The organism is Candidatus Eisenbacteria bacterium, from assembly GCA_005893305.1.
Lineage (GTDB): Bacteria > Eisenbacteria > RBG-16-71-46 > SZUA-252 > SZUA-252 > WS-9.
On sequence record VBOZ01000034.1, the window covers coordinates 1 to 2,999 of the forward strand.

Sequence of the window (2,999 nt, forward strand, 5' to 3'; positions counted from 1 at the left end):
GACCTCCCACGGTTCGCCGGCTACGTGCAGTACGCCGAGTACCGGATCCACAAGTTCGGGAGTTGGGGACTCTGGGACAACACGGCTCCTGGCGGCGGCGTCTCGACAGGCGCGCTCCAGGCGTGGATCGACGACGGAGACGAGCTGGCGAAGGCGGTGCAGGCGGACTCCTTCCAGGTTCGCTACAACCTCCAGTGCATCCCGCCGTTTGCCGCGGATCGAGCAAACTGCTGGAGCAGCCAGGCGAACGCGCTCCTCTACGACAACTTCCGCATCCAGGTCACGTCGGGCGTCCCGGCTCCGATCTTCGGGACTTTCCCCGGCTCCGTGGCCATGTCGATGTTCGTAGACGGAACGATCAAGGGAGCGAATTGCCAGACCACGCCTTGCTGGCCGGGCAACCGCGGGTCGGACATCGACCCGACGGGCGGAACGCTGCATAACATCGCGGTCAACGACAACTGGAATGCCGCTACCGGCGACTCGATCACGGTTTCGGTCATTACCGGTCTCCGCAAGAACGGCATGGGCATCAACTGGAAAGACGGGCACGATCTGACCATCGCCGCTGGCGAGGACTATCAGGCGCGCCACAACGGCTCCTACAATGCCGCGTTTGATTTCCCGCGCATGATCTATCGGTTGTTCGATCCGGCCACGAAGACGTGGAGCGCGTTCGACTCCTGCCAGATCTACGCGAACGTGAGCGTCGCGCCCACGGACACCACGATTCTCGACTCTGAGTACGCGATCAACTGGCCGCCGGATGACAAGCTCCGGGCCGGCGCGTCGCTCCCGGGTGGCTTCTCCATCAACGGGAACACGACCTACGCCAGCCTCCGGTTCCTGCCGCGCGGCACGCGGATGCAGTACTACTTCAAGGGCGTCGACATCAACGGGGGCACGTCATACACGTTCTCCTCGGATAACCTCGCCCGCGAAGTCGAAGATCTTCCGATTCTGCCTGGCGTAGGCGGACTCAGGGCTCCGGACATCATCGAGTTCCGGGTGCTCCCGAGCGCGTATGCCCCAGGGCCCGCCGGCTCGCTGTTGGCCGGCAAGACCGACACGCCGGTCCTGAACCTGGACGGTGTCTACACGACGTGGGCGTTCGGCTATGATCCTGTGAACCAGGCCCTGCGCGGATTGGGTGTCCGCAACGACCGGTTCCGCTTCCTTGCGAGTGGCACGACCGCGAACCACTTCGGCGGCCACGAGCTTCCGGGCAAGCGGCCCGATCGTCTCAGCAACTTCCTCCCGAACTACCTTGAGTATCCGATCGCCGACTCGCTCGCCAAGTGGTACCGCATCATGATCGAGTCGAGCCACACCAGGACGGCGACGGTATTCAACGAGCAAGACGCCACGTTGGCCGAGCAGTGGTGGCGGCGTGACACGGGTTCCGATCAGGGCGACCGCTGCTTCTTCGTGAGCGGCGACGATATGTTCAACAACCTGATCAACTCGACCACGGTCGACAACACGCTGCAGCTGAGCCTCGCCCAGAACGTGTTCGGCGTGAGCTCTTGCGCGAACGCGTGGTCGGACTTCAGCACCGTGGCGTTCCCGACGATCGACGACCGCTTCTCGGCGCCGAGCGCGGGACCGGGTCTCGCGGCTCCGGGCACGTTTACGTATCCGATCGACGGCGGATGCCCGGGTCCGAACAAGTTCGACGCGCTCTCGAAGGTTGGGGACGCGAACGCTGTTGCGGTGGCCTTCTATTCGGCACCCAGCAGCCAGACCGCAGGCATCGCGTACTCGCGTGAGCTGGACAACATCGCCGACAAGGACCGGAGCAAGGCCTTGGGCTATGGCTTCTCGATCCAGTTCATTCGGGACCCCGCGGTTGCCCCGAACACCCAGAACTACACGCGGTCGGGTGCCGAGAATCGGATGAGGGTGCTCTACAAGTTCCTCACGAGCTGCCGCGGTCAGCGCACCGCTGCTGCTTCCGATACCGGCAAGTGCTGGCCGTGTCCGAGCCCGGCAACCTCCCCTGGATTCACGTCGATGCAGGCGGATTGGGCGGGTCAGTCGGCCGGATTCAACACCAGCACGTACGGTCCGCTCTACCCGATCCAGGCTGGCGCTTTGGCGACCGGCGTGGAGGTGGTCGAGGGTGAGGCGGCACCGCGTATCAACAAGATCAACGGTAACTTCCCGAATCCGTTCAACCCGCAGACCGCGATTCGCTTCTCGAGCGCGCAGGCGGGCAAGGGCGAGATTCGCATCTTCAGCGTGGGTGGGCAGCTGGTCCGTACGCTGCGTGCCTCCGTGGTTTCGGGTGCGAACGAAGTCCGCTGGAACGGCAAGCGGGATGACGGCACGCCGCTCGCGAGCGGGGTCTACTTCTACAAGATCGTCTTCCCGAACGGGCAGTCGTTCCGGGCGCCGAGCAGCTTGGTGCTCGTGAAGTAACCCAGCCGTAGAGCTGTAAAGAAGCAGCGAAAGGGCCGCCGGGCATACCGGCGGCCCTCTTCGTTTTTAGGGGATGCCACCCTGAAAATGGCGTTGACAGGCGCTCGGCCAGGCTGCTAATTTAAACAGGTCCCCCGACAAACAGCCCAAACCTGCCGGTGCTCAGCCCAGTCTCATCGGAGAACGTGATGTCGATGCCAGGATCCTGGCGCTCTCTGGCCTTGGTCGTGTTCCTGTCTGTCTTTACGGGCCTCCTGCTGTCCTGCGCGAAAAATCCGCTCCTGGTCGATCGGAACAGGCCGCCACAGACGTTTCTGGTGGCCGCTCCCATCGATTCATCGGTCGCCGACCTCAACTACTCGTATCGGCTCCATCTCTACTGGCGCGGGGAAGACGCGGACGGGTACGTCGTGGGCTTCCTCTGGTCCTGGGACGACTCGAGCATCGGGGCGTTCCACTTCACGACCAAGACGGACAGCATTTTCGAGGTGACGGTCAACGACTCGACCCAGCTGACGGGCGGGACCGGCACGAACCCCGGGAACGCGAAGGCGCATTCGTTCTTCATCCGCGCTGTC

General features: G+C 63.7%; 1 protein-coding gene and 1 pseudogene (1 of these 2 running past the window's edge). Both read left to right on the forward strand.

Annotation, left to right across the window (positions count from 1 at the left end):
- Positions 1 to 2,421 (forward strand): T9SS type A sorting domain-containing protein (locus E6K79_11110; protein ID TMQ62957.1); only part of this gene is annotated, 2,421 nt, incomplete at its 5' end.
- A gap of 188 nt (positions 2,422 to 2,609) precedes the next feature.
- A pseudogene (locus E6K79_11115) lies at positions 2,610 to 2,999 on the forward strand (hypothetical protein) (it continues 153 nt past the right edge of the window).